The organism is Cutibacterium avidum 44067 (assembly GCF_000367205.1).
GTDB lineage: Bacteria > Actinomycetota > Actinomycetes > Propionibacteriales > Propionibacteriaceae > Cutibacterium > Cutibacterium avidum.
In genome coordinates this window covers 926,297-945,633 of the sequence record NC_021064.1, presented here as the reverse complement: position 1 = coordinate 945,633, position 19,337 = coordinate 926,297, and the positions used below count along the sequence as shown (strand labels likewise).

The 19,337-nt window shown below is 63.6% G+C and carries 19 protein-coding genes, 3 tRNA genes and 1 pseudogene; 7 read left to right on the top strand and 16 right to left on the bottom strand.

What is annotated here, in order from left to right:
* Nucleotides 1-3: 3 nt before the first annotated feature.
* The 5 genes from argC to prfB form a co-directional block, all read right to left on the bottom strand.
* Nucleotides 4-1,059 (bottom strand): N-acetyl-gamma-glutamyl-phosphate reductase, encoded by a 1,056-nt coding sequence (argC, locus tag PALO_RS04365; protein WP_015582568.1) that lies wholly within the window; start codon nt 1,057-1,059, stop codon nt 4-6.
* A 98-nt stretch (nt 1,060-1,157) separates the two neighbouring features.
* A complete protein-coding gene (gene smpB, locus PALO_RS04360) occupies nt 1,158-1,640 on the bottom strand; it encodes an SsrA-binding protein SmpB (protein WP_004811003.1) in 483 nt (160 codons plus the stop codon).
* Nucleotides 1,641-1,686: 46 nt separating this feature from the next.
* Nucleotides 1,687-2,589 carry a permease-like cell division protein FtsX gene (gene ftsX, locus PALO_RS04355; protein ID WP_015582567.1) on the bottom strand — a complete coding sequence of 301 codons (903 nt, stop codon included), beginning with the start codon at nt 2,587-2,589 and terminating at the stop codon, nt 1,687-1,689.
* Nucleotides 2,590-2,621: 32 nt separating this feature from the next.
* Nucleotides 2,622-3,308, bottom strand: a complete 687-nt coding sequence (ftsE, locus tag PALO_RS04350) for a cell division ATP-binding protein FtsE (protein ID WP_015582566.1) — start codon at nt 3,306-3,308, stop codon at nt 2,622-2,624.
* 10 nt (nt 3,309-3,318) lie between these two features.
* Nucleotides 3,319-4,425 (bottom strand): peptide chain release factor 2, encoded by a 1,107-nt coding sequence (prfB, locus tag PALO_RS04345; RefSeq protein ID WP_015582565.1) that lies wholly within the window; start codon nt 4,423-4,425, stop codon nt 3,319-3,321.
* Nucleotides 4,426-4,522: 97 nt separating this feature from the next.
* Here prfB and PALO_RS04340 point away from each other — a divergent pair.
* The 3 genes and pseudogenes from PALO_RS04340 (at nt 4,523) to PALO_RS12815 (ending at nt 5,264) form a co-directional block, all read left to right on the top strand.
* Nucleotides 4,523-4,596: transfer RNA gene (locus PALO_RS04340), tRNA-Val, on the top strand.
* Between the two features lie 337 nt (nt 4,597-4,933).
* Nucleotides 4,934-5,017 (top strand): annotated as a pseudogene (locus PALO_RS13135) (DUF805 domain-containing protein); the annotation flags it as partial.
* Between the two features lie 34 nt (nt 5,018-5,051).
* Nucleotides 5,052-5,264, top strand: a complete 213-nt coding sequence (locus tag PALO_RS12815; protein ID WP_023033451.1) for a DUF805 domain-containing protein — start codon at nt 5,052-5,054, stop codon at nt 5,262-5,264.
* Nucleotides 5,265-5,397: 133 nt separating this feature from the next.
* Here PALO_RS12815 and PALO_RS04330 read toward each other — a convergent pair whose 3' ends face one another.
* A complete protein-coding gene (locus tag PALO_RS04330) occupies nt 5,398-7,770 on the bottom strand; it encodes an FtsK/SpoIIIE family DNA translocase (protein ID WP_041710015.1) in 2,373 nt (790 codons plus the stop codon).
* A gap of 19 nt (nt 7,771-7,789) precedes the next feature.
* Between PALO_RS04330 and PALO_RS04325 the strand changes: the two genes are divergently transcribed.
* Nucleotides 7,790-8,044 carry a hypothetical protein gene (locus PALO_RS04325; RefSeq protein ID WP_036910330.1) on the top strand — a complete coding sequence of 85 codons (255 nt, stop codon included), beginning with the start codon at nt 7,790-7,792 and terminating at the stop codon, nt 8,042-8,044.
* Nucleotides 8,045-8,094: 50 nt separating this feature from the next.
* Here the strand turns inward: PALO_RS04325 and PALO_RS04320 are convergent, their stop codons facing one another.
* Complete coding sequence (locus PALO_RS04320) at nt 8,095-9,057, bottom strand: thiamine-phosphate kinase (RefSeq protein ID WP_015582561.1); 963 nt, start codon at nt 9,055-9,057, stop codon at nt 8,095-8,097.
* A gap of 53 nt (nt 9,058-9,110) precedes the next feature.
* Between PALO_RS04320 and PALO_RS04315 the strand changes: the two genes are divergently transcribed.
* Nucleotides 9,111-9,569 (top strand): DUF3515 domain-containing protein, encoded by a 459-nt coding sequence (locus PALO_RS04315; protein ID WP_171023461.1) that lies wholly within the window; start codon nt 9,111-9,113, stop codon nt 9,567-9,569.
* A 9-nt stretch (nt 9,570-9,578) separates the two neighbouring features.
* On the opposite strand, the gene PALO_RS04310 is transcribed toward PALO_RS04315, so the two are convergent.
* From PALO_RS04310 to leuC, 4 genes are all read right to left on the bottom strand, one after another.
* Nucleotides 9,579-10,676: a D-alanine--D-alanine ligase family protein gene (locus PALO_RS04310; protein ID WP_015582559.1), complete on the bottom strand. Its 1,098-nt coding sequence runs from the start codon at nt 10,674-10,676 to the stop codon at nt 9,579-9,581.
* A 48-nt stretch (nt 10,677-10,724) separates the two neighbouring features.
* Nucleotides 10,725-11,447 carry a lysophospholipid acyltransferase family protein gene (locus PALO_RS04305; protein ID WP_171023479.1) on the bottom strand — a complete coding sequence of 241 codons (723 nt, stop codon included), beginning with the start codon at nt 11,445-11,447 and terminating at the stop codon, nt 10,725-10,727.
* A gap of 142 nt (nt 11,448-11,589) precedes the next feature.
* Nucleotides 11,590-12,180, bottom strand: a complete 591-nt coding sequence (gene leuD / locus PALO_RS04300) for a 3-isopropylmalate dehydratase small subunit (RefSeq protein ID WP_015582557.1) — start codon at nt 12,178-12,180, stop codon at nt 11,590-11,592.
* 1 nt (nt 12,181) lies between these two features.
* A complete protein-coding gene (leuC, locus tag PALO_RS04295; RefSeq protein WP_015582556.1) occupies nt 12,182-13,603 on the bottom strand; it encodes a 3-isopropylmalate dehydratase large subunit in 1,422 nt (473 codons plus the stop codon).
* A 120-nt stretch (nt 13,604-13,723) separates the two neighbouring features.
* Here leuC and PALO_RS04290 point away from each other — a divergent pair, with 120 nt between their 5' ends.
* Nucleotides 13,724-14,443 (top strand): IclR family transcriptional regulator, encoded by a 720-nt coding sequence (locus PALO_RS04290; RefSeq protein WP_004810977.1) that lies wholly within the window; start codon nt 13,724-13,726, stop codon nt 14,441-14,443.
* 138 nt (nt 14,444-14,581) lie between these two features.
* On the opposite strand, the gene PALO_RS04285 is transcribed toward PALO_RS04290, so the two are convergent.
* The 4 genes from PALO_RS04285 to PALO_RS04270 form a co-directional block, all read right to left on the bottom strand.
* Nucleotides 14,582-14,657: transfer RNA gene (locus PALO_RS04285), tRNA-Glu, on the bottom strand.
* A 136-nt stretch (nt 14,658-14,793) separates the two neighbouring features.
* A tRNA-Gln gene (locus tag PALO_RS04280) sits at nt 14,794-14,865 on the bottom strand.
* Between the two features lie 75 nt (nt 14,866-14,940).
* Nucleotides 14,941-15,903: a CPBP family intramembrane glutamic endopeptidase gene (locus PALO_RS04275; protein WP_015582555.1), complete on the bottom strand. Its 963-nt coding sequence runs from the start codon at nt 15,901-15,903 to the stop codon at nt 14,941-14,943.
* Nucleotides 15,903-16,703, bottom strand: a complete 801-nt coding sequence (locus PALO_RS04270) for a fumarylacetoacetate hydrolase family protein (protein WP_015582554.1) — start codon at nt 16,701-16,703, stop codon at nt 15,903-15,905. The genes PALO_RS04275 and PALO_RS04270 overlap by 1 nt, the downstream gene beginning before the upstream one ends.
* 81 nt (nt 16,704-16,784) lie before the next feature.
* Between PALO_RS04270 and PALO_RS04265 the strand changes: the two genes are divergently transcribed.
* Nucleotides 16,785-18,068 (top strand): thymidine phosphorylase, encoded by a 1,284-nt coding sequence (locus tag PALO_RS04265; protein ID WP_015582553.1) that lies wholly within the window; start codon nt 16,785-16,787, stop codon nt 18,066-18,068.
* Between the two features lie 96 nt (nt 18,069-18,164).
* Here PALO_RS04265 and PALO_RS04260 read toward each other — a convergent pair whose 3' ends face one another.
* A complete protein-coding gene (locus tag PALO_RS04260) occupies nt 18,165-19,256 on the bottom strand; it encodes a branched-chain amino acid aminotransferase (RefSeq protein ID WP_023033452.1) in 1,092 nt (363 codons plus the stop codon).
* Nucleotides 19,257-19,337 lie beyond the last annotated feature (81 nt).

The following is a 19,337-nucleotide window of genomic DNA, read 5'->3' as shown; positions in this document are numbered from 1 at the left end:
CTGTCACGGATTGAGGCCAACCAGGGGAAGCCCCGCTGTCTCGGGGAGCCCCATGGCCAGATTGAGGCTCTGGACGACAGCACCGGCGGTGCCCTTGACGAGGTTGTCGAGGGCGACGACGACGGTGGCCAGACCGTTGTCGAGGTCACCGACGGCATTGATGTGCGCCATCGCCGATCCGGCGACGTCATGGGTATCGGGGTGAGCATTGGTGACGTGGATGAGCGGCTCGTCGTGGTAGACCTCGCGCAGGCGTCCGACGAGTGTCGCGGTCGAGGCCTGGGACGGTGCGGTACACACCGCGAGAATTCCACGGGTCATGGGGACGAGAACGGCGCTGACGCTCAGGTGCGGATCCGTGGCACCTGAGGTACGCAGGGACTGCATGATCTCGGGGATGTGCCGGTGAGCATTGCCGACGGAATAGGGGTGGGCTCCCCCACTCATGCGGGAGAAGGTGAGGTCCGGACGACTCGACTTCCCGGCCCCCGAGGTCCCCACCACCAGGGTCACTGCCGTCTGAGAAGTGTCGACGAGGTCGACCAGCGGCGCCAAACCGAGGGCCACCGCCGAGGCATTGCAGCCGGGTCCGGCGATCCGCCTGGCCCTGACGAGGTTGCTGCGCTGCGAACCGCCGGCAGCCAGCGGAAGCTCCGGAAGACCATAGGTCCAGGTGCCGGCATGATCGCCGCCGTACCAGCGCTGCCAATCCGAGGACGACGACAGCCGGAAGTCTGCACCAGCATCGACGATGACGACATCAGGATTGACCTCGCTGAGCCCACTGGCAATCCTGCCGGAGGCGCCATGGGGAAGGGCCAGCACGACGGCGTCATGGCTCGCCAACCGATTGACGTCAATCTCGGACAGCGTCCGTTCCCCCGCCACCCCGACCAGGTGTGGCATCGCCTGGGCCACTCGGAGGCCAGCCTGCCGGTGCGCGGCCAGGTCCCCCATCGTCAGCTCGGGGTGTCGGGCCAGCAAGCGCACGACCTCAGCTCCCGCGTATCCGGAAGCTCCAACCACCGCGACGGTGAATCCTTTTGCGCTCATGTGCATATTTATACACTGGAATGCATGTTCCTCCAATTCGCATTCACAATGTGGAACCAGAATGCCGCCACCGCACTGTGAGCGCGGTGGCGGTCGTCAACGACTCAGCGCTTGCGGTTGCGCACGCGATTCGCCAGTGCTCGTTGCGCCTCACGCTTGGCGTCACGCTCACGAATGGCCTGACGCTTGTCCCAGTCCTTCTTGCCGGTACCGACGGCAATCTCGACCTTGGCGTAACCGTCCTTGAAGTACAGCTGCAGCGGGACGATCGTCTTGCCCGGGCCGTCAGCCTCCCGCGACAGCTTGGCGATCTCGCGTTTGTTGAGAAGCAGCTTGCGCTTGCGCATGACGTCGTGGTTGCGCCAGGTTCCGAAGGCGTACTCGGGGATGTGCAGGTTGTACATCCACACCTCACCCCTGTCATCGACCTGGGCGAAAGCGTCGGTCAAGGTGGCCTTACCGGCGCGCAGGGACTTCACCTCAGTGCCCTGTAGGACGAGCCCGGCCTCCCACTTGTCACCGATGGTGTAGTCGTGGGTGGCGCGACGATTACGCGCGACGACCTTGACTCCCTGTTCCCTGGGCATGGCGGACCTCCTTCGACACAGGACGTTCCATCCTATACGGAGGAACTCAGACCCTGAGGTACTTCTTGGTCGCAATGTAGGCCGGTGCCACGGACAACACGATGGCCACGACGATCATCCACGCGATCGAGGTCCACACCTGGGGCCACCCAATCCACGCCACCGTCGTGATGGAATGAGCCATCTTGCGCATGACCACCAAGTCGGCGCCCAGGGCGAGGGTGAGGCAGGCCAGCAACGCTCCGATGAGACCCGCGATAAGGGACTCCAGGAGGAAGGGCATGAGGATATAGGCGTTCGAAGCACCTACCAACTTCATGATGCCCAGTTCGCGACGTCTGGCGAAGGCAGCCATCCGAATGGTGTTGCCAATCTGCAAGGCCGCAGCGACCAACAAGAGCACCGACATTCCGAAGGTCACCCATTTGAGGGCATTCATCCACAGAAATATCGGGTCCAACACGTTGTGCAGGTCAACGACCGACTGCACACCGGGCAGGCCCTGCGCCTCCGTCACCACCCCCTGATATTGCTGGGGATCGACCAATTTGACGCGATAGGAATCCTGAATGGTGTCCTCGGTGAGAACATCCTTGACCGGTGAATCCGCATAGATGCGCTGGTACTCCTGGAAGGCCTCGTGCTTGGACTCGTAGTAGACATGCGAGACCTGAGGATTGGTCTGCAGAGCCTGACGAATCGCGTCCTTCTGAGCCTGGGTGGCGGCCTTTTCCCCCGAGCACTGCGCCCCCGAGACACCGTCAACGCACAGGAAGACCGAGACCTCGACCTTGTCGTACCACTTGCCCTTGAGCAGGTCGACCTGCTGGGTGGCCAGCAGGGCCGCCCCGAACAGGGACAGGGAAACCCACATCGTGACGATGACGGCCAGGGTCATCGTCGCATTGCGGCGTAGCCCGGACCACGTCTCTCGCAAGGTGTGACGCATGTATTTCCTCGTTCTGTCTCGTGTCGGGGATCTCAGGAGTTGCGGTAAACGCCCTCGTTCTCGTCCCGGACGACATGTCCGGATTCGAGCTCGATGACTCGTCGTCTCATCTGGTCAACGATCGTCGAGTCATGAGTGGCCATGACAACGGTGGTACCAGTGCGGTTGATGCGATCAAGGACCTTCATGATGCCCACGGCAGTATCAGGGTCGAGGTTTCCGGTCGGCTCGTCGGCGATGAGGATCTTGGGACGATTGACGAAAGCCCTGGCCAAGGCGACGCGCTGCTGCTCACCACCGGAGAGCTCATCGGGCATCCGCTTCTCCTTGCCATCCAAGCCGACCAGTTCCAAGGTCTCGGGGACGACGGTACGAATCTCCTTGGTCGACTTGCCGATGACCTGCATCGCGAAGGCGACGTTGTCGTAGACCGACTTGCCCGGCAGCAGGCGGAAGTCCTGGAATACCGTACCGATCTGACGACGCAGGGCCGGCACCTTCCACGACCTCAGCTGATTGAGGTTCTTACCGGCGACGTAGAGGGTTCCCCTCGTCGGGCGGTACTCGCGCAGGATCAGTCGAATGAAGGTCGACTTGCCCGAACCGGACTGGCCGACGAGGAAGACGAACTCCCCCTTGTCGATGTCGACGTTGACGTCGGACAAAGCGGCCTGACTCTGTCCGGAATATGTCTTCGTGACGTTTTCGAAGGTGATCACGTCTGTCCCGTCAGTCAGTCTCGTTCTTGCGACGCCAACGGATGCCGGCGTCAATGAAGTCGTCGATGTCGCCGTCGAAGACCGCGTCGGTGTTGCCAACCTCGTGATTGGTACGCAGATCCTTGACCATCTGGTACGGATGCAGCACGTAGGAGCGCATCTGGGCACCCCACGAGTTGCCTTCCGACTTCAGCGAGTTCATCTCGGCTTCCTGCTCCTCGCGAGCCTTCTCCAGCAGCTTGGCCTGCAGGACTCGAAGGGCGGCAGCCTTGTTCTGGATCTGGGAACGTTCGTTCTGACAGCTCACCACGATGCCGGTGGGAAGGTGGGTCAGGCGGACAGCCGAGTCGGTGGTGTTGACTCCCTGGCCACCGGGGCCGGACGCGTGGAAGACGTCGACGCGCAGGTCCGACTCCGGAATGTCGACGTGGTCGGTCTCCTCGACGACGGGGAGCACCTCGACACCAGCGAAGGAGGTCTGACGACGTCCCTGGTTGTCAAAGGGGCTGATACGCACCAGACGGTGAGTACCCTGTTCGACTGACAAGGTGCCGTAGGCGAAGGGAGCATGGACGACGAAGGTCGCGGACTTGATGCCCGCCTCCTCCGCGTACGAGGTGTCAAGGACCTCGATCTTGTAACCGTGACGCTCAGCCCAGCGCAGATACATCCGCAGCAACATCTCGGCGAAGTCAGCCGCGTCGACGCCACCAGCCTCCGAACGGATGGTGACGACAGCCTCACGCTCGTCGTACTGACCGGACAGCAGCGTACGAACCTCGAGAGCGTCGATATCCTCACGAAGCTTGGCCGTCTCACTCGTCGCCTCCGCCAGGGACTCTGCGTCATCGCCGTCAGCTGCGAACTCTAGCAGAACCTGGACGTCCTCGATGCGAGAACGCAGTCGCTCCAAGCGCTCGATCTCAGCCTGCAGGGCAGACAGCCTGGAGGTCACCCGCTGGGCGTTCTCCTGGTCATCCCACAGATCGGGGGCGGCCACCTCCTCCTCAAGGTCCGCGATCTCGGCCTTCTTGGCCTCGGGGTCGAGAACGTTCTCAATCGAGGAAAGGGATGCGCCAAGCTCCTCGACGGTCTGCTGAAGGTCTACCAATGCCACGTCGACCAACTCTACAGGGACACGACGACAACTCCGCCGTGACGACGCCGACCCGGACGGTGTGCTCACGCTCATGACTCGCTACAGTGTGCCTCCGGGGCGTATAGCTCAGTTGGTCAGAGCGCCTGCCTTACACGCTGGAGGTCGCCGGTTCGAGCCCGGCTGCGCCCACCTCTCCATCACACGCACCCTCAAATCTTGTATTTAAATAGTACTTTTCGGCATGAGAGAACTGGTCGTTGCATACTTATTTGTCTGCGCTGTGACGGGCGGTGCCATTCAGGTATGGCGAATATCACTACCATCGATTGATGAGGAGTCTGCATGACCGAGCCAAACCCTCCGCAGCGCTCTGACGGTTCTGGCACCGCAGAGTGGCCCAGCGAGAGCCGTACGCACGCCGAACGCGACCGCTACGGTCAGCTCTCGACGGGAAAACCCCTATCAGAATCCCGACCCATACGCGGGATTCACCAACCCGGTAAATGACGATCACCGACGTCCCCACGTGAGCTTCGGACGGGCCGTCAAGCTGTTCTTCAAGAACTACGCCGTCTTCAATGGTCGAGCCTCGCGCTCCGAGTACTGGTGGGTCATCCTCTTCTCATCGCTGGTCGGGATGGTTTTTGGGGGTCCTCAACGTCGCCGCGGGAGGATCTCCCGACGACCCGTCGACGGTCTACACAGTGCTGAACACCATCTGGTCCCTGGGCACCCTCATCCCCGGGCTCTCGATTGCCGTGCGCCGCCTGCACGACACCCATCGCTCCGGGTGGTGGCTGCTCCTCTTCATCTTCCCAGTCATTGGTTGGATCTGGTTGCTGGTCTACTTCATCTAGGATACCGACGAAAATGCGTGGCAGACCAACGACAAGGAGCCACTGCCCGCCACTGAGTGACGCGTCAGTTGCCAAACATCAAGAGGAGGGGTCCGAACCACGTCGTTCGGACCCCTCTTGCGTGCCCCACCCATCATGCCTCAGCTTGCAGATTCGCGACGACGTCGTCGAGATCGTCAGGACGCACGAGCACGTCTCGAGGCTTCGAGCCCTCCGACGGCCCGACGACATTGCGAGTCTCCAAGATGTCCATGAGACGACCGGCCTTGGCGAATCCCACGCGCAGCTTGCGCTGCAACATCGACGTCGATCCCAGCTGCAACTCAACGACGAGCTTGGCCGCCTCGAGCACGAGCTCCATGTCGTCACCAATGTCCTCGGCAACCTTCTTCTCGGCGGTGGGGGCGGCGACGTCCTCGCGGTAATGGGCCTCCATCTGGGACTTCACGTGAGCGGCGACCTGGTGGATCTCGGAGTCCGACACCCAGGACCCCTGAACGCGCAGGGGTTTGGAGGCTCCCATCGGTAGGAAGAGTCCGTCGCCCTGACCGACGAGCTTCTCGGCACCCGGCTGGTCAAGGATGACTCGAGAATCCGTCATCGAGGAGGTCGCGAAGGCCAGCCGCGATGGGATGTTTGCCTTGATGAGGCCAGTGCAGACGTCGGTCGACGGCCGCTGGGTGGCCAGTACCAGGTGGATGCCGGCAGCTCGGGCCAGCTGGGTGATGCGGACGATGGAGTCCTCGACGTCACGCGGGGCCACCAGCATGAGGTCAGCCAACTCATCGACGACGACCAACAGATATGGGTAAGGGGCCAGCACCCGCTCGGAACCGGGCGGAAGAGTGACCTCTCCCGCCAGCACAGCCTTGTTGAAGTCCTTGACATGGCGGAAGCCGAAGGCGGCCAGGTCGTCGTAACGCTGGTCCATCTCGCGGACCACCCACTGCAAGGCCTCGGCAGCCTTCTTGGCGCTGGTGATGATGGGGGTGACCAGGTGAGGAATCCCCTCGTATTGGGTCAACTCCACTCGTTTGGGGTCGACGAGCATCATGCGGACCTCGTCGGGGGTCGCTCGCATCATCACAGACGTGATGAGGGAGTTGACAAAGCTTGACTTACCGGAACCCGTCGCACCGGCCACCAAGAGGTGCGGCATCTTCGCGACATTAGCGATGACGAACCCGCCCTCGACGTCCTTGCCCAGGCCGACGACCAACGGGCTGTGGTCATTGCGAGCCTTCGAGGAGCGCAGCACGTCGCCCAAGGAGACGATTTCCTTGTCGCGGTTGGGTATCTCGATGCCGATGGCCGACTTGCCGGGGATGGGCGACAGAATGCGAACGTCCGGGGATGCCACCGCATAGGCAATGTTCTTGCTCAGTGCGGTGACCTTCTCGACCTTGACGGCTGCTCCGAGCTCGACCTCGTAACGGGTCACCGTCGGGCCGCGGGAGTAGCCAGTCACCTGGGCGTCGATCCCGAACTCGTCGAAGACCGACGACAACTTGGAGACGACAGCGTCAGAGGCCTCCGTGCGAGCCTGCGGGACCGATCCCGGATGGAGCAGCTCAGAGGCCGGCAGGGTGTAGGCGATGTCACCGGAGAGCTGCAATTGCTCGACGCGAGCTGGCATCGGTTCATGGGCCGGGGGCTCGAGGTCCGTATGTTCGTGAACGGTGAATCCCTGCGGCAACCCGGCAGCCGTGCGTTCCTTGGCAGGTTCGTCGTCCTCAGTCGGAAGGTCGAGCGGCAAGGAATCCCCGGCCACGTCGGAAGGGGGCTCATCGACGATTTCGGCGTCAAAGATCGCGTCAAGACTCTCATCGGTGCGCTCGGAGCTGCTCTTACGCTTCCTGGAACGACGACCTTTGACAGGGGGCATCTCCTGTGTGGCGATCTCGTCAGGATTGTGGTCAACGAGGGTATCTGTCACCAGAGGAGTGTCGTAGGCCCGGCGAGACTCGATCTCACGAGGCTTGGCCACCGCGCGACGAGAGGCGTTACGCACCTGTGCGGCCCCGTCGACGAGGGGGCGCCCCACGATGAGGAGCACACCCAGGACCGTCACGAGGATGAGCAGAGGCAAGGCGACCCACTTCGTCAGCAGGTCAGCCAGCAGACTCGAGGAGATGTAACCAAGCATGCCGCCGGCGGCGCGGACCGCCTCAGGACGATCCGGGCGGGGAAGGCCGTGGGCAATGTTGACGACGCCGAGCAGGCCGAGGAAGAAACACACCCAGCCCATTACCTGGCGTCCACCCGTGCCGTTAGTCGCCGGGTGACGCAGGGTGTGCCACATCATGGCCAGCCCGAGCAGTGGCAGGGCGTAGGACAGCGACCCGAAGATCGTCGCCACACCCATTCGCAAGCCGTTGCCGAAGCCACCGGGCAGACCGAACCAGAATCCTGCGGCTGCCAGGGCCGACAGCAACAGCAGCATGAGCCCGGTACCGTCGTGGGTCACCTCAGGCTCCGCGGGGCGTCCACCGATACCGCGGACCATGGTTCCCAGTCCGCGAGCAATACCCGACCAGGTTGCCGACAGCGCTCGGGCCACCGGATTCGTGGAAGTGGGTGCACTCGGTGGCGTCGACCTGCTCCTCGAGCTGGTCGACGTTTTCTTGTTGCTTCCGTTCGAGCGTGTGCCCGAGCCACGTGACGATTTCTTCGCCGTCGTATTTCGGGACCGCGCTGGGGAAGACGCACGGGTCGCCATGTCATTGACGTTATCAACCATGGCCACCAGCAGCCGACAGGCCAGGCGGAGAGTCAGATGATTGATCAGCGAGTGCCATCGCTCGAACGCGATGTGAATGCCGTGGTCATCTCAGGAATGGAAGTGGGTCCAGCCTCGCTCACGCTGCCACGGCTGGCCGTCGACGAGAACCGTGGGGTCGGCGACCTGGTCGGGCGGAAGGACCCGCCCGATGACCGTCCATCCCTCCGGAACGGTGCCGGGAGCAAAGGTTGCCGCCAAGGCATGGTCCTCCCCTCCGGCCAGCACCCAGTCGAGCGGGTCCATCCCGGTGGCCATGCCGACGGTCCGCACTGATTCCTCGATGTCGATAACCGAGGTGTTGACGTCGATGGCGAATCCGGATTCCTCTGCGATGTGGCCCAGATCGGCCAACAAGCCGTCCGAGAGGTCAATCATCGCGTGGGCGCCTGCCTGGGCCGCCACCCGTCCCTGCCCGTAAGGGACCTCAGGACAACGTTGGGCCGAGACCGCTGCACGCGGTGACCGGAATCCTCGACCGAGCAGCACGAGTCCAGCAGCAGCCAGGCCAAGCTGGCCGACGACTGCCACCTCGTCTCCGGGCACGGCACCGTCACGACGGACCGGAGCCATCCCAGCTGTCTGGCCTATCACGGTGACCGCAATGCTGATGACAGGTCCAGCGGTGGTGTCACCTCCCACGACGCTCACCCCGGCCTGCTCGGCCTCGGCAGCCATTCCTGCCATGAACTCCCGGGCCCAGGCCGCAGGCAGATCTCCCGGCGCGGAGAATCCGACGACGAGGGCGACCGGGACAGCGCCCATCGCCTCGATGTCGGAGACATTGACGGCGACGGCTTTCCGACCGACATCGGTCGCCGTCGACCATCTGCGACGGAAATGCACCTCTTCGACGAGGACATCGGTCGAGACGACGGCAGATCCGTCAACCTGGAAGACGGCACCGTCGTCCCCCGGCCCCAGGGTGACGGCCTGGCTCATGGGCAGATCCCTGACGATGGAGGAAATGAGCGGGAACTCCCCCACCTGGGAAATGGTCGTCGTGCTGGCCATTGGATCTCCTTGGTACCGGACTGGGGTGGTCGAGAACACGCTAGCGTGAGTGCGTGCCCATCCATCATGCAACCCGGTGCGCAACCATGCTGGCTGTCTGTCTGTTGGTCAGCACGGCAGCGTGTTCGAACGAGGAACCCATCACCCATCCGTCTCCCCGCGGTTCAGCCGCTGCCGGATGTCGGGCCGTGATGGCCGATCTACCGCAGACGGTTGCCGGAGCGAGCCTCGAGGATCATGACGGGACGGTGGCGACCTGGGGTGATCCCCGCATCGTGCTGCGCTGTGGGGTGGACAAACCCGCCAGGCTCGAACCAACGTCGCGATGTGACGTCATCAACGACGTGGGCTGGTTCGCCGAGCAGATCGAGGACGGCTGGCGCTTCACGACCATCGGGAGGGCTGGCAACGTCGAGGTGACCGTTCCTGCCAGGTACGCCCCGGAGGCCGATGCCTTGGTCGATCTGTCGGCCGCCGTCAAGAAGATGCCAGTGGTGCAGCCCTGTCAGTGAGGGCTCAGATCAGCGCAGTCCCAGCGGACGTTCCAGGGCAAGCTCGATGAGTTCGCTGACAATCTGGGCATACGTCATGCCACTGGCCTGCCACATCAGCGGGAACCCCGAGCTGCGGGTGAATCCCGGCATAGTGTTGGGCTCGTTGACGTAGACGGTGCCGTCAGGAGCCACGAAGGTGTCGATGCGGGCGAGTCCTTCACAGCCAAGCACCCGGAACGCCTTGATCGCGACCTTCTGGACCCGGTTGCGGATCTCGTCATCGAGCTTGGCTCGGGCCTGTACGGAGGCCTTCTGCTCCCCGCTGAGGTACTTGGCCTCGAAGTCATAGAAACCATCCGGGTCATGGACGACGATCTCGCCAGGCACGGAAGCTCGAGGGGCGGCACCATGGTGACCGTCGAGGACGGAGCACTCGATCTCGCGGCCTCGGATCCCCTGCTCGATGAGGACCTTGTTGTCATGCTCGCGAGCCACCTCGACGGCGGCTTCCAGCCTGTCGGGGCTCATCACCTTGGAGATGCCGATTGACGATCCGCCCCGCGCTGGCTTGACGAACAACGGATACTCCAAGCGGGAAGCGGCCTTGAGGACGGCATTGCGGTCCTCTCGCCACTCATGGTCACGGACGACGACATAGGGACCCACGAGAACCCCGGCCTCGGCCAGGATCATCTTGGTGAGGTGCTTGTCCATGCAGTTGGCACTTGCCGCGACACCGCACCCGACATAGCGCACGCCGGCCATCTCCAGCAGGCCCTGGATGGTCCCGTCCTCGCCGAAAGGACCATGGAGTACCGGGAAGACCACCTGAACGAGATCGGCGTTGCCCTCGGTGTCAACGATGCAGGTACCCTCCGGCATCTGCTTGACCGACACCAAGGAACGATCCCCCACCTCCACGACGGGAAGCTGGCCGGTGCTGGGCAGGCCAAGGATCTCGTCAACCCCGTATCGCACCCAGACACCATCGGGGGTGATGCCCACACCGGAGACATCGAATCGTTCACGGTCAATCGCAGCTACCACGTTCGCCGCTGACAGGCAGGAGATCGAATGCTCCGAACTCATCCCACCGAAGATGACGGCAACGTGGGTGCGATTCATGTGAGGTCCTTTCGCTATGACGGCACCCCACCCTACCGAGGCATCACGTCACCGAGGGTCGACGACTGGCCGCGCAGGAGCAACCGACTTGGGAACCCGTCTCCCCTTGCGCATGTCGTAACGGTCCGGCGGCGGGAGCTCTCCGCGAGCACGGGCAACCTGAGCGTCGATGGCATCCATGATGCGATTGGTGGCCTCGCGGACCGACGCGCGGTCGTGATGGCCATGGAGGTCCGACAGTTCGACCTCGGTCCCGCAGTACAGCTTCATGGTCTTGCGCGGCCACAGTTTGGGGAAGGTCATCTCCTTGTATCCCATGACCTCCTGGGGTCCCCATTGCCCCACGGGGATGACGGGTACACCGGTCTCCAGGGCCAGGCGTGCGGCCCCTGTTCGTCCGGTCATCGGCCAGTGCAGGGGATCCGCGGTGATCGTGCCTTCCGGGTACATGACCACCGTCATGCCCTTGTCCAAGGCAGTCTTGGCGTCGTCGAGGACCTTGGCCGGATTCGGACCCTTCCGGTCCACCGAGATCTGACCACTGGCCGAGGCCACCCATCCGACGATCGGCACCGAGAACAGCTCCTTCTTGGCCAACCAGTGCGGCCAACGACCATTGGCCACCAAGAAGGACCCCAGCACGATGGGATCGTAGTTGGAGACGTGGTTGCTCACGACCAGGGCCGGCCCTGGTCCGGGCAGATTCTCACCACCGTGGTGGTCGAACCGCGTCAAGGTACGAGCCAGCGGGTACAGCGTCCCCACACCCATCCGGAAGATGAGACCAGGGGTGTCGGCTGGATTGGTCACGGCGGGCAGCGCCACGGTGTCCCTCCTGAGTGATGTGGATCAACCCACCCTATCGGCTCCCTGGTACTGTCATCGGTGATCGATGGGTGGGTTGATCAACGGGTCAGGCCGTTGTCGGCATAAAGGATGACCGACGAGCCTCGTAAGCTGCGATGTCGTCGGCGTACTCGAGGGTCTCGCCAATGGCATCCAGGCCTGCAAGCAGACGCTGACGGGTGGCGTCGTCGATCTCGAACGGGTGGGACGTACCGTCAGGTAGGCTGATGGTCTTGTCTTCGAGGGAGACGGTGAGCTTCTCGCCGGGGTTGTGCTCGGCGAAGTCCCACAGCTTCTCGACGACCTCGGGGTCCACCTGGGCGAGCAGCAGTCCGTTGTTTCCGGAGTTGTTGCGGAAGATGTCGGCGAACCGCGATCCGACGACGACCTTGAACCCGTAGTTCTGCAGTGCCCACACCGCGTGCTCACGGGAGGATCCGATACCGAAGTCGGGCCCCACGATGAGGATCGAGCCGGTGCTCCACGGCTCCTTGTTGAGCACGAAGTCCGGTTCGGAGCGCCAGGAGGAGAACAGACCGTCCTCGAAACCGGTTCGGGTGATCCGCTTGAGGTAGCTCGCGGGAATGATCTGGTCGGTGTCGACGTTGGCCCGTCGCAGCGGGACAGGAACTCCGGTGTGCGTGGTGAAAGCGTCCATCTCAGGCCTCCTGGGAAACGGGTGGCAGATCGGCGGGACTGGAGAGCCGTCCGGTGACGGCGGTGGCGGCGACGACGGCCGGGGAGACGAGGTGGGTTCGTCCCCCCTTGCCCTGACGCCCCTCGAAGTTTCGGTTCGAGGTCGACGCCGAGCGCTCCCCCGGTGACAGCTGGTCAGGGTTCATGCCCAGGCACATGGAACATCCGGCTCCGCGCCATTCAGCTCCGGCCTGGGTGAAGACCTCGTCCAGACCCTCCTCCATGGCCTGCAGCCGTACCCGCGCCGAACCGGGAACGACGAGCATCCGGGTGCCCTCGGCGATGTGACGCCCCTTGATGACCTCGGCGGCCAGCCGGAGATCCTCGATGCGACCGTTGGTGCACGATCCCAGGAAGACGGTGTCAATGGGGATGTCGCGCATCTTGGTACCTGGTGTGAGGTCCATGTACTCCAGGGCGCGAGCAGCGGCGCTACGAGCCACCTCATCCTCGAAATCCTCGGCGGCAGGGACGACCCCGCCCAGCGGGACCCCCTGGCCGGGGTTCGTCCCCCACGTCACGAAGGGGGTGAGCTTGGATGCGTCGAGGCGGATCTCGGCGTCAAAGGTGGCGTCGTCGTCAGTACGCAGGGTGCGCCAATACTTGACGGCCTCGTCCCACTGCTCGCCCTTGGGTGCATGCGGACGGTCCTTGAGGTAGGCGAAGGTGGTCTCGTCGGGGGCGACCATGCCGGCGCGGGCTCCCCACTCGATCGACATGTTGCAGATCGTCATGCGGCCCTCCATCGACATCTTCTCGATGGCCTCACCGCGATACTCGACCATGTGGCCCTGGCCACCGCCGGTGCCGGTCTTGGAGATGAGGGCCAGGATGAGGTCCTTCGGGGTGACGCCTTCCGGCAGCTCCCCGTCAACCGTCACCGCCATGGTCCTGGGCTTGACCTGCGGCAGGGTCTGGGTCGCCAACACGTGCTCGACCTCGCTGGTGCCGATGCCAAAGGCTAGAGCACCCAAGGCACCATGGGTCGAGGTGTGGGAGTCACCACACACAATCGTCATACCCGGCTGGGTGAGCCCCAGCTGGGGGCCAATGATGTGTACCACTCCCTGGTCCGCGTCACCCAGAGGATGCAGCGGCACCCCGAACTCAGGAGCGTTCTCACGCAACGCCTCGACCTGTGCCCGCGAGATCGGGTCGGCGATGGGCTGGAGAATGTCGAGGGTGGGGATGTTGTGGTCCTCGGTCGCAATCGTCAGATCCGGGCGACGAACCTTGCGTCCCGCCAACCGCAGTCCGTCGAAGGCCTGGGGACTGGTCACCTCGTGCACAAGGTGGAGGTCGATGTAGAGAAGGTCGCGCTCCCCGTCCTGTCCGTGCCTGACAACGTGGGCGTCCCAGAGCTTCTCGCTCAGCGTTCTCCCCATCGCGTCTTCCCTTTCGCTGGTCGTTCGTCACCGATGTTGTGTGGCATGTCATCAGCCCCCACCGGTTGGCGAGACCCATTCTGACTCGACGATCAGGATTTGGAACGCTAATATCGCCATATGGACGAATCAAGTGGTGTGGGCGTGCTCGACAAGGCCGCCCTCGTGTTGGCTGCCCTGGAGACGGGTCCGGCATCCTTGGCAGGACTGGTTCAGATGACCGGATTGGCCCGACCGACGGCCCATCGTCTGGCCCGCGCGCTGGAACACCATCGGTTCGTCAGTCGTGATCTGCAAGGCCGCTTCATTCTCGGCCCGAGGCTCTCAGAGCTCGCAGCGGCAGCCGGCGAGGATCGTCTCCTGGCTGCATCTGGACCGATCCTGGCCAGACTTCGAGACATCACCGGTGAATCCGCTCAGCTCTACCGTCGCCAGGCTGGCAGCCGCGTCTGCGCAGCCACCGCCGAGCGTCCGACCGGATTGCGGGACACCATCCCGGTGGGATCCATCCTGTCCATGGACGCTGGATCAGCGGCTCAGATTCTGCTGGCATGGGAGGACAGCGACAAGATCCGTCGTGGATTGAGCAACTCCGCCTTCTCCGAGGTCACCCTCGCTGCCGTACGCAAGCGCGGCTGGTCCCAATCGGTGGGCGAGCGCGAAGCTGGCGTCGCCTCGGTCTCCGCCCCGGTGCGGTCCCCCTCCGGCAAGGTCATTGCGGCCGTCTCCGTCTCTGGACCGATTGAGCGTCTGACCCGCCAGCCCGGACGTATTCACGCTCCTGCGGTCGTCGCTGCCGGAGGGCGCCTGTCCGAGGTGCTGCGGCGCTCCGCCAAGTGAGGCCGGTCGTCCCGGTGTGCGCCTGGGATGCGGGGGAATTCCCTTCCATCCTTTTTTGATTCTCGGAAATGGCCGCGTCGGTATTTCCCGCTGTGAAAGTAATGGCCCGGATCCTGACGGATCCGGGCCATTACTTGGTGGTAGCCCCGAGCGGATTCGAACCGCCGTTTCAGCCTTGAGAGGGCCGCGTGCTAGGCCGCTGCACTACGGGGCCATACGGACATCAATGCCCGTCGAGTTCGGGTTTTGACAACCTTTTTCTGTTGTTCCCGCATCCTTTCCGGACCAGGCTGGAAAACCTTAGCAATCATTCTGCCGCTTTCGCAACTTCATGGTTTCAGTCTCCCGAGCTGGGGTACCAGGACTCGAACCTGGACTAACTGAACCAGAATCAGTCGGGCTGCCAATTACCCTATACCCCATTGCCGTTCCACCTCGGTGTACCTCAGTGGCGCAACGACGAGAAACTTTAACGAACTCTCCCCCCACTTTGCAAATCAGGACGAAATGCCTTGCCGTGAGGGTGTCCTTCGAGCGACTCTCATGAGGTTCCCGATCCACCACCCGGCCAAGGCAATGGTCAGGAATCCGCCGATGTCCCAGGCCGCGTCGACCCAACCCATCGAGGTCATGCCGCGAGCCTGCGACACCCCTCCCAGGAAGACCGCATAGCCGAAGGCGAAGAGGTTGTTGACGACGTGGGCAGCAACCCCGGCCTCCAAGCCGCCGGTGACGATGACGAGCCATCCAGCGAGCAATCCGAAGGCGAGTCTGTCGGCGAAGAGCCAGGCGTTTTGGGTGCCGTGCATCAAGGCGAAGATGAGGGCGGAGCCGACGACCGAAAGCCATCGACCCGCTTTCTCAGGCAGGTTCAAGGCCAGTCCGGAGATGACGTTCATGAGATACCCCCGAAAGAACATCTCCTCGGCAAGGGCCTGCAAGGGCGATGTGATGATGATCGCCAGCAGCCACACCCACCAGTACCGGGGAACGGTGTAATGGGCGTCCGCTCCCCCGCGCACCAGCAGCTGGGTCAGGTTGAGCACGACGACGGCGACCACAGCCACCAGCAGACCGAAACGCCATCGAATGCCTGGTTGGACTGATGCCACCCACCGAGGCGCGCGATGGTTGAGATACCGCGCCAGCACCAACACCACGACGATGAGGCTTGCCAGCGCCAGATGGGTGGCGATGAGGCCTCCGACGGTGTGATAGCCAGCTGCTCGCTTGTAGTAGGTGCTGAACCCTTCCCCGTCGTTGCACTCGAAGAGGAAACCGATCCCCAGGAAGGCGTACAGCAGCCCGGGGACAATGATCGCGTACCCCAGTAACAGCCCGATGAGACCGAGCAGACCGGGACCCGGTCCAGCCGACGAATCGACGAGAACCCGAGTGTAGTCCGCTCGCGGCTCAGGGTCGGTCACCGTCGAGCGGCGGGACACGGCACGAGTCGCCATCAGGCCTCCACGACGGTATTGGCCAGGGTACCGATCCCCTCGATCTCGACCTCGACGCGCTGACCGGGTTCCATGGGCCCAACTCCAGCAGGAGTTCCGGTGAGGAGGACGTCGCCGGGCAACAGGGTCATGAAGGACGAGACGTGGGAGATGAGTTTGGGAATGGTGTGGATCATCTGGTCGGTGTTGCTGTGCTGGACCTCCTCGCCGTCCAGACGAGTGACAATCTGTCGGTGTGAGGCCTCGGCGACGGAGAAGTGGGTAACCATCCACGGGCCGAGTGGGCAGAAGGTGTCCGACCCCTTGGCACGCGCCCAGTGGCCATCGGAGTTCTGCATGTCGCGAGCGGTGACGTCGTTGGCCGCGGTGAACCCGAAGATGACTTCCTGGGCCCTTTCCTCGGGGACGTCCTTACAGATGCGACCGATGACGATGGCCAGCTCCCCCTCGTAGTGCAGGTTCGAGGATGCGGCCGGCCGGACGATGGCCTCGTCAGGTCCGATGACCGAGGTGTTGGGCTTGAGGAAGAGCAGAGGCCGGGATGGGACTTCATTACCCAGCTCACTGGCGTGTTCGGTGTAGTTACGGCCGATTCCGATGATCTTGGAGCGCGGAATCACCGGAGACAGCAACCGGACGTCAGCGAGGTCGTGACGAGCACCGGTGTACTGAACCGGAGCCGCTACTGGATCTCCCGTGATGACGGCGATGGTGTCGGGATGGTCTCCGTGATCGGCGGCGAGCTCAACGATCCCGAAGGCGGGGTCGGAACCAGCTGTGACAAACCGGGCAATACGCATGGGTCAAGAGTAATGGCGACACACGACATAACCGGGGCATCCACACACCGAGAACCCGCTGGTACTGCCATACTTTCCGGCATGACCACCACCTACTCCGTCCTCGACCTCATCCGCGCCAAGCGCGGAGGTCAGACCCTCGACTCCGATCAGATCCGTTGGCTCATTCGCGCATACACCGATGGTGTCGTCGCCGATGAACAGATGTCCGCCATGGCCATGGCGGTGTTCTTCCAGGGTCTGGACGACGAGGAGCTCTCGACCTGGACAACGGCGATGATCGAGTCCGGCGAGCGAATGAGCTTCAAGGGGCTGTCTCGTCCCACCGTCGACAAGCACTCCACCGGTGGAGTCGGTGACAAGATCACCCTGCCTTTGGCTCCCCTCGTCGCTGCCTGCGGTGCAGCCGTTCCCCAGCTGTCCGGTCGCGGCCTGGGCCACACCGGCGGCACCCTCGACAAGATGGAGGCAATTCCCGGGTGGCGAGCCGACCTCTCCCACGACGAGATGGTTGCCCAGCTCGACACTGTCGGCGCCGTCATCTGCGCTGCCGGGCCCGGGCTTGCCCCCGCGGACAAGAAGCTCTATGCCTTGCGTGACGTCACCGGCACCGTCGAGTCGATCCCCCTCATCGCCTCCTCGATCATGAGCAAGAAGATCGCCGAGGGCACCGACAGCCTTGTCCTCGACGTCAAGACAGGCTCGGGAGCCTTCATGAAGACCGAGGAGGACGCCCGCGAGCTGGCACGTCGTCTCGTCGGCCTGGGCGAGTCCGCCGGCGTGCGCACCACCGCCCTGCTGACCAGGATGGACGTCCCGCTGGGGTATGCCTGCGGTAACGGCATCGAGGTGGCCGAGTCCCTCGAGGTGCTGTCCGGCGGTGGACCTGCCGACGTCGTCGACCTCACCGTCGCGCTGGCCCGCCAGATGGTCAAGGCCGCTGGGCTGGACGGCACTGACCCGGCCGACGTCCTTGCCAGCGGCAAGGCCATGGACGTCTGGCGCGACATGGTCCGCGCCCAGGGCGGCGACCCCGATGCTCCGCTGCCGGTGGCTCACCATTCCCAGGACGTCATCGCCTCCGAAGCTGGCGTCGTCACCGGAATCGACGCGATGTCCGTCGGCCTGGCCGCCTGGCGTCTGGGAGCGGGACGAGCTCGCAAGGAGGATCCGGTACAGGCTGCCGCCGGCGTCATGTTGCGCGTTCGCCCGGGTGATCGGGTCGTCGCTGGCCAGCCGCTGGCAACCCTGCTCACCGACACCGCCGACACCATCTCGCGCGCCGAGGACGACCTGACCGACGCCTTCACCGTCGGGAGGTCCTTCCAGCCCCGCACCATCGTCGTCGACACCATTACGGCCTGAGCGCATCGCACCTAGGGCATCTGACGACGACTGGGGCCGGTCCACTTCTGGTGAACCGGCCCCGGTGTCGTCAGGACAGTTTTGACGTTGTGCCGGTCAACAGACTCGCTTGAGCCAACCACGAGTGTCCTCGGCACGGCCGAACTGGATGTCAAGGAGACGACGACGAATCTCCATCGTGGTCTTTCCGGTCGGCTCGGCGACCGTCACCTCGTCGTCGCCGTCGAGGAAGGATCCGATCGGGGTGACAACCGCCGCGGTACCGCAGGCGAAGACCTCCGGGAACTCGCCCGAGCGCACTCCGTCAAGCATCTCGTCGATGCCGAGCTTGCGCTCCACCGGCTCCAGACCGAGATCCGGGGCCACCTCGAGAATGGACCTACGGGTGATACCGCGCAGGATCGTGCCGGTCAGCTCCGGGGTGATGAGCTGGCCGTCCTTGCTGACGGCCATGAAGTTCATGCCGCCGAGTTCCTCGATCCAGCGATGCTCAACCGCGTCGACGAAGAGCACCTGGGCGCAGCCGCGGGCCTGGGCCTCGATTTGGGAGCGCAGCGAGGCAGCGTAGTTGCCACCGCATTTCGCCTCGCCTGTGCCGCCGGGAGCAGTACGAGCCTGCTGGCGCTCGACGAGGATGCGCACTGGCTTCACTCCCCCGACGAAGTAGGCGCCCACTGGTGAACCGATCACGGAGAACAGCACCCTCGTCGCAGGAGCGACGCCGAGGAAGTCCTGGTTGGCAATCATGAACGGACGCAGGTAGAGGGACTTCTCGCCGTCCTCCCCAGGATCAGGAACCCAGCGGGCGTCGACCTCGGCCAACCGCACACAGGCGTTGACGAAGTCCTCAATCGGCAACTTGGGCAGGGCAAGGCGCTCAGCCGACAGGGCGAAACGCTCACCGTTCTGGTCAGGACGGAAAAGCCATACGGACCCGTCAGCGTGACGGTAGGCCTTGAGGCCCTCGAAAATCTCCTGGGCGTAATGGAGAACAGCACCACCAGGATTGATGTCCAGACCACGGTAATTGACCACGGCGTCGTCTCCCCAGCCGTCACCGGCCTGCCAGGTGGCAAGGGCCATGTGGTCGATGAAAACCTCACCAAATCGGGGAGTGGCATGTTCCAGCGCGATCCGCTCGTCGGAGGACCACGTCAGATCATCAGCAGAAGCAAAGCGCAAACTCATGGCCACACGCTACACCGAGGAAGAACCCGCTGTTCCAATTCGTGAAATCGCATGATCACATCGTGGACAATCCCGGTAGGG